5 protein-coding genes are annotated in these 6,551 nt (G+C 44.5%); 2 read left to right on the top strand and 3 right to left on the bottom strand.

Features of this window, described 5'->3' with window-relative positions; translation table 11 throughout:
- Window positions 1-153: 153 nt before the first annotated feature.
- A complete protein-coding gene (locus F0251_RS12740; RefSeq protein WP_171731107.1) occupies window positions 154-1,212 on the bottom strand; it encodes a hypothetical protein in 1,059 nt (352 codons plus the stop codon).
- An 82-nt stretch (window positions 1,213-1,294) separates the two neighbouring features.
- The gene (locus F0251_RS12735; RefSeq protein ID WP_171731106.1) at window positions 1,295-2,626 is read right to left on the bottom strand and encodes an anaerobic sulfatase maturase; all 1,332 of its coding nucleotides are present in this window, start codon (window positions 2,624-2,626) and stop codon (window positions 1,295-1,297) included.
- 137 nt (window positions 2,627-2,763) lie between these two features.
- On the opposite strand from F0251_RS12735, the gene F0251_RS12730 reads away from it, so the two are divergent.
- Both F0251_RS12730 and F0251_RS12725 read left to right on the top strand, forming a co-directional pair.
- Window positions 2,764-3,552 carry an SUMF1/EgtB/PvdO family nonheme iron enzyme gene (locus tag F0251_RS12730; protein ID WP_105058118.1) on the top strand — a complete coding sequence of 263 codons (789 nt, stop codon included), beginning with the start codon at window positions 2,764-2,766 and terminating at the stop codon, window positions 3,550-3,552.
- Window positions 3,553-3,632: 80 nt separating this feature from the next.
- Window positions 3,633-5,315 (top strand): alkaline phosphatase family protein, encoded by a 1,683-nt coding sequence (locus F0251_RS12725; protein ID WP_171731105.1) that lies wholly within the window; start codon window positions 3,633-3,635, stop codon window positions 5,313-5,315.
- A gap of 118 nt (window positions 5,316-5,433) precedes the next feature.
- Here the strand turns inward: F0251_RS12725 and F0251_RS12720 are convergent, their stop codons facing one another.
- Complete coding sequence (locus tag F0251_RS12720; RefSeq protein WP_171731104.1) at window positions 5,434-6,528, bottom strand: substrate-binding domain-containing protein; 1,095 nt, start codon at window positions 6,526-6,528, stop codon at window positions 5,434-5,436.
- Window positions 6,529-6,551 lie beyond the last annotated feature (23 nt).

The following is a 6,551-nucleotide window of genomic DNA, read 5'->3' as shown; positions in this document are numbered from 1 at the left end:
CCATCTAAGTATTGCTTAGCAATGATACATTTTAGCTCTCGGCTATATTTGGACATAAAAAGACCCCCAATAATTGGTGTCCAACTATTGGGGGTCAGTTCATTTCGACTGGCTTTTCAATAACTCACTCTAGTTTATCGATTAACGCAATTACTATGAACTTGGCGCTACTCGCTTCTCTTTCAACTGCTCGATCACATAGTCAGGTGCGACTTTACTAAGCTCAGTCAAACATTCATCCGTTTTTTCATTACCGTAACGAACGTAAATATCACATACAGCGTAGAGTTGCTCTGGAGCGCCAGAAATCAAATACGCCTTTTCAAATGATTTTGTCGACTTGTCGATATCGAGATCTTCTTGCAATACGCCGTTGAGATACCAGTAATAGCTGTTGTCTTTCGCTAGTTCAGCAGCCACTTCAATCTCTTTTGCTGCGGCGCCCTTCTCTTCTAATCGAACTAAGGTCAGCGATTTTGAGTAATGCAAAGCCGCATTGTCCGGCACATTCGCTAAACCACGATCTAACACTTCAACCGCTTGTTGGTCTTTCTTCTGAGCTCGGAAGTTGTCTGCGTAACTCAACCATACTTGAGGATCATTTTGATGCGTTTTAATCAGCTCTAAATAAACCGTTTCCGCCTTTTCCCACTCATTGTGCCAACGTAGGACATCTGCAAACAGTAACTGAAACTTCTCTGATTCTTGTGTTTCCAAGAAAGTGATCAGCTCTTTTACCGCCGGTTCAATTTCCGCTTTTTGCGCTTCATCTAGGGTGTTGAAATCACGAACTAAATTCGATGTCGCTGTGTGGCGAACCATGGTATCACTGTCTTTAAGCAAAGGGGAAACCAATGCCCAACGATGTTCCAGTTGATATGGTTCAGAGCCAATAACCGCAGCTTCGCGTACTTCAGGGTCTTGGTCTTTCAAGCCTCTTGCAACGGCCACCAGCGCGTTTTGGCTTGGGTATGAAGCCAATTCTTGCAAAGCTCCTGTGCGGTTTTCAACAGACTGATTCTTATCTTGTGCCATGTAAGACAACTGCTGAATGCGTGTTTGAGTGTCAGTCATTTCAAGTACTTGATTAATGTTCTGTGCAGGTGCGTCAACAGTAGCTTGGACGCTGTTAGCTGCCATTGCAGATGTTGATAGCAATGCGGACGTTGAAATAACTAAAGCAACCGCTGTCGCTAAACTCTTCTTGATCATAGTGGTACCTTAAACTTGAGAACTTAGCCTGTCCCTAGACTCATATCTGTTTGAATTATCGTTAAGATTGATAGACCTTGAACTAGAACTTGGTCTCGAACGTCGCTTGCTTAGCCATCTCTGCACGACGTGCCATCATTACAGAGTCGCTGTACTTGCCGTGAGCAACAGGGTGTCTCATAGCGCGAGCGATGTACGCCATCGATTTATCGACATGAGAAAAGAACTTGTGCCAACCCGCGCACAAGTAGTTCAAACCCGGCTCACCTGAACGCGTTTTAATAAAGCGGTTCTTAGGACATTCACCATGGCAAGCAAACTTGTAATCACATTGCTGACATTGGTTGGTTAATGTTCGTGATTTAGCAAAGCCAAACTTCTGTTGTGAAGCGCTGTACGCCAAATCATCCAACTTCTCGTGGTGGATATTACCGATTTTATATTCTGGATAAACATAGTGGTCACATGAGAAAACGTCACCATTAGGCTCCATTGCCAGGCCTTTACCGCAGATCTCATTCAAGGTACAAAGTGGATTAGGACGACCAATCCACGTTTCTAAACTTGCTTCGAAATATTGAACGAACACTTTGCCGATATCGTTTTTCGCCCACTCATCAAACACGGTAATCAGGAAGTTACCCCACGCCAGATCTGACACACACCATGATTCCATGATTGAATCTTTATGACCCGGGATCAGGCGCTTGTCACCCTGCTTCAATTGCTCGCTCACTTGAGAGGTTTGCGGTGCAACCGTTCTAAAGGTTTTTTGCTCAACGATAGGGATAAACTGCATTTGCGGCGACTTCACCACATCACGTAAGAATCGGTACACTTCTAGTGCGTTTTGACTGGTCAGGTTGTTCACGCAGGTTAACGTCGCGAATTTCACTTGGTGCTTGTGCAACAGCTCAACAGCCGCCATCACTTGCTTGAACGTACCGCGACCGGCTCGGTTAGTTCGGTAGGCGTTATGCAGCATCTCTGGGCCATCAATACTTAAGCCTACCAAGAAGTTATTCTTTGCTAAGAACTGTCCCCAATCGTCATTCAGTAATGTGCCATTGGTTTGTAGGTCATTGGAAATCAATACACCTTCAGGTTGGTACTTCTTCTGTAGTTCAACCACACGTTCAAAATAAGCCAAACCAAGCATGGTGGGTTCACCACCCTGCCATGAGAAGATAATTTCTGGCGTATTCTGGCCTTCGATGTATTGTCGGATATACGTCTCTAACGTTTCATCATCCATTCTTGGAGAACTGCCTTTCTTGTACTCCAACAAATCTTGCTTACTTAGGTAGTAACAATATTTACAGTCAATGTTACACGCTGCGCCAATCGGCTTCGCCATAACATGTAAGCGCTTAGACGCTTTACCATTATATTGAGGACCTTGAGTAATATGCATGATTTACCTACCTATCTTATTATCTTGTTCCCATCATAATTCCGAATGAAGTCAGTGGCATGTTATACCCTTTATAACCAATAGGAATGACCAAAAACGTTAGAATTACACCCTATTTCGAACATTTGAGGCACGTGATGAAATTTATCAATTACAAACATTTAGCAGCAGTCAGCGGCGTCACCATGACTATTCTTCTCAGCGGCTGTTCAAGCGTGCCAACACACCCTATTGCCCAACAAATTGACCAAGATATGGTTCTCGTTGAAGGCGGCACATTCACCATGGGTTCAAACAGCCCAGAAGCAAGTAAAGCCGAGCGCCCAGCACGTAGTGTTACTGTAGATAGTTTCTACATCGCCAAGTTTGAGGTGACTCAAGAATTGTTCGAATCTGTCATGGGCTCATCTCTCAGTTATTTCCAAAACCCACAAGTTCCCGTTAACAACCTAAGCTGGCAGCAAGCGAACTATTTCGTAGAGCAATTGAATGAGTTAACTGGCGAAGATTACCGTCTACCAACCGAAGCAGAATGGGAATTTGCTGCCAAAGGTGGCAACAAAAGCAAAGGCTATACTTACAGTGGTTCCAATAACTTAGATGATGTTGCGTGGTACTCAGCAAATTCGAAAAATAGCGCACACCCAGTCGGGCTAAAGAAGCCAAATGAACTAGGCTTATATGACATGACCGGTAATGTTGGCGAATTCGTGATCGATGCCTTCGATGACACCTTCTACCGATTTGGTCCAACAGACAATCCAAACAACGCTAAACACAGCGACGTAGGCTTATCGCACAAGTCTGTTCGCGGTGGCAGTTTTGCTTATGACGAAAATGAATCGGAAAGTTACCGTCGTGATTTCGCAAGCCAGTCCATCACCATGTCGGACATGGGATTGCGGTTGGTTAAAGATGCGAACTAGATACGTGAATAACCCTATCTCAACGTTAAAAGTCTGACCACACGCTAGAACAATGCGTCAACACTGAATAAGGAAACCCTATGCAATACACCAAGCTTTCAGGTCTTACACTTGCTCTACTCTGTGCTTTGCCCGCAACAGCCGCAGAGAAACCTGATTTGGTTCTTCAAATCACGGTTGATGGTCTGCGTGCCGACCTTATAGAGCGCTATAAGCATAACTTTGGTGAGGGTGGCTTTCGCTACTTGATGGATGATGGCACCTATTACACTAATGCCAATTATCAACACGGTAATACAGAAACCATTGTCGGCCATGTATCACTAGCAACAGGCGCTCCACCAAGTGTACATGGCATGGTGGGTAATGTTTGGTACGACCGCAGTGAAGAGCGTTTAGTGTATAACGTAGAGGACGGCAACTACACCATGTTAACCTCTGGTGCTGGTGTCGATAAGGCTACAGAGATAGATCCAACACAAAAGACAGCACAAGGCGATGGCCGTTCTCCAGAGCCAATTCTTGCGACCACCTTTGGTGATGAACTCACTATTTCCAACAGCGGAAAATCAAAGGTTTTTGGTGTGTCAGTGAAAGACCGTGGTGCTATCTCTCTTGCAGGACACAGTGGAAAAGCGTTTTGGTTCTCGAAAGCACAATCTGAGTTTGTCACCAGTAATTATTACTATGATGAATATCCAGATTGGGTATCTCGTTGGAATGAGAAGAAAGTTGCAGCGCAATACTCCAAACAGAAATGGGAACTCTCGTTGCCGCGCGACCAATATACACTTCAAGAGCACGATACTGATTACAAGGTTAAGCTAGGTGATTTCCAAAGGACTTTCCCTCACCCTTATGGCCCAGCGAGTTACAAATATTACAGCACCACGTTAACCGTGAGCCCCGCTGGTGATGAGATTACAGAGAACTTTGCCAGCACACTATTGATGCAAGAAAAGCTTGGGCAAGGCGATGCCACCGACTACCTATCGGTTAGCTTCTCATCGAACGATTATGTGGTCCATCTATACGGCCCAGAAAGCTTAGAAACGGAAGACAACTTAATTCGACTTGATAAAACTATCGCGAAACTTTTAAAAACCGTCGATGACCAAGTGGGGTTAGAAAACACACTCATTGTTTTGTCCGCCGACCATGGCGTACCTGAAGCGTCGCCTGCGGCAAATGCGCTTGGCTTTAATCAAGCACAATACTTCAACAAAGATACCTTACTATCGAGTGGTGTTGAGAAACGTTTGAAAGACCAATTTGGTTTAACTAAAGATGCGATCCGCTTGTATGCACAGCCGTACATTTACCTGAATCATGACCTTATCGCTGAGAAGAAGCTTGACCTAGCAAAAGTTCAGGAAGCGATTGCAGATGAAATTTCGAAAGTGAAAGGCGTAGCATTTGCTGTATCAAGCAGTGATATCGCTAAGAACAGAGTACCTGATACACACGTCATGCAGCTGATTAAAAACAACTATCACCCAGCGCGCTCTGGTGACGTTTATGTCGTATTTGCACCGCGCAGCTACATCAACGACATGGAAGGCCTTCAAATCGCGTCGACACATGGTTCACCATGGAAATACGACACTCATGTACCGGTTATCTTTGCAGGTTATGACGTAGAAGCTAAAAAGATATCACGAGCAGTTACGCCTTATGATATTGCACCGACTCTGTCTAACAAGCTAGGCATTACACAGCCAAGTGGTTCGATTGGTGAAGTATTGAAAGAAATCGTCGATTAAAAGCATTAACACTAACACCGATTAAACCGGTGTGTTGCGAGCGATAAAAAGCCGCTTACCTAATACAGGCAAGCGGCTTTTTCTTTTCTTTGCTATGGTACGAGTAACGTTCAGTGCACTAGTTTTTTCCTGAATAACGGAAAGCCTCTCGAGTTAATTGGCTCAGCTCTTGATCATCCATTTTGTTGTGCACCACGGTGATTCTGCCTAAATAGATCAACGGCACTTCTGTTTGTCGACCTTCCAAGTGAAACTTAATCGCTTCTGCCGTAGCAACACCCAGATCGTCGCTCATTCTCATAGGGGTAGCATCAAGCTCATCAGAACGGATTTTTTCTATTTCTTTTGCGGTGCCGCCCCAACCTGTCACATATATCTCAGACAGCATGTCAGCTTCACTAAGCGCGTCCACCGCTCCCATCGTCATTGCCGTATTAGCATTGTGAACCATGGTCACTTCCGGAAAGTTACCGAGTACTAGGCGAATCCCATCGGCCCCTCCAATTTTTTGATACTGCCCAAAATGCTCATAAACCGTTAACCAATCGCCTTTCTCTTCAACACAATCGATAAAGCCTTGTGAACGTTGGGTGTCGGTGATGCCAGGAATGCCTCGGTTCGCGGAAAACTCAACATCATTACCTAACTCTTGAACCACGTGATCACACAACACTTTCGCGCCCATCTCACTGGAAAAATCAAACCAGCTATCTGGCTGATGTGACCACTGCTCGTTAGGGGTATGGAAAGCCCAAATGAAGGTTTTAAAGTCGGAGGACGCCGACAGCTTTTGAATGTTTCCGGCTTGAATATCCAATTCTGAAGGTCCAAAAATGACGAAGTCATACGGAGTATCCGAGCTGAGCACTTGTTCCGTGTATTGAGTTTGCAATGAGTGTTCAATCTGCCTTGATGTGAATTCATCAATCTCAAACCTGAGCTCCAAAGCGATCAGCCTTTCCTTTAGCGCAACGAAATTACGTATCCAAAAATCGGAAATATCTGCGCTTGGGTAAATTAAAGCGATCCTTACGGGTTTTTCAGACGATTCTGCTACAAGAGAAATAGGCTCACCACTCACAGTCTCTTGAAATTTTTCAAGTTTTCTAAAATCATCGTCAAGCCATTCTCCATCAGCCCTCACAGTTAGTGAAACCATAAAACAAGCAGTTAGAAGTAAAGGTAAAAGGATTTTATAATTTTGACCCAGCATAAATGTTACCAAGTGTTTGAATG

The sequence above is a fragment of the Vibrio sp. 070316B genome (assembly GCF_013114115.1).
Classification (GTDB): domain Bacteria; phylum Pseudomonadota; class Gammaproteobacteria; order Enterobacterales; family Vibrionaceae; genus Vibrio; species Vibrio chagasii_B.
The sequence above is the reverse complement of the archived record's forward strand: the minus strand, read 5'-3'. Positions and strand labels throughout refer to the sequence as shown.